This is a genomic window from Pseudoalteromonas sp. SG44-1 (assembly GCF_014164315.1).
In the GTDB taxonomy this organism is placed as follows: Bacteria; Pseudomonadota; Gammaproteobacteria; order Enterobacterales; family Alteromonadaceae; genus Pseudoalteromonas; species Pseudoalteromonas rhizosphaerae.
In genome coordinates this window covers 1-765 of record NZ_JACJEW010000210.1, presented here as the reverse complement: position 1 = coordinate 765, position 765 = coordinate 1, and the positions used below count along the sequence as shown (strand labels likewise).

At 42.7% G+C, this 765-nt stretch carries 1 protein-coding gene; it reads right to left on the bottom strand.

All coding sequences use genetic code 11. The annotated features are described in order from the left end of the window. A partial coding sequence (locus tag H5187_RS23820; RefSeq protein WP_409072566.1) for a Mu transposase domain-containing protein occupies positions 1–765 on the bottom strand: 765 nt, incomplete at both ends.

The window sequence follows — 765 nt, the reverse complement described above, 5'->3', positions numbered from 1 at the left end:
TATGATTGCGCGATAGCACGCTTGCTCAAGCCGCTCTTTTGAATAGATTTTAGCTAAACTTAACACCCCTAAACAGGCGCGATAAGCGTGCTCGGGGTGACGCCGTCCACTGAGCTGTAACTCAATAACTTGGTGGGTATACTCCCCGATACTTAATGCCCATGAGCGTAAATTTATCGGTGACTGTTCATGCTGTTTTTGATGCGCCAGAGGCATATGATGAGACTGTGTTGTATGCCCACCTAAACGATGTGAGCGAGGATGCTGTGCGATTAAGGTATCGTCATGATAAAGCTGTACTAGCTGATTGGTTATGTGTGCGCGTAATTGTTTCTTAACCCACTGATACGGCACACTGTAATAATGCTTTTCTATTTCAACATGATAATCAATGTGTACTCGCACCGTTTTGATTTGTGTATAGTGATAGGGCTTTTCAGGCAATGGCTTTAATGCGCTTTTATCCACCCTATCAAATAGCTGTTTACGTGACTGTTGATATTGCTTCATGACCTTATTGTTCATTACATCAAGTAGCTTTGCTATTTCTTGATTTAAGTGCGCTAAGCTGTAGAAGGTTTGGTTACGCAGACGTGCCATGATCCAACGCTCAACAATTTGTACACCGACTTCAGCCTTCGATTTATCTTTGGGTTTATAAGGTCTAGCGGGTATGACAGCGACGTTATAATACTCGGCTAATTGATGATAAGTGGGGTTTAGATCAGGCTCGTAGCGACAGGGTTTACTAACAGCACTTTTTAA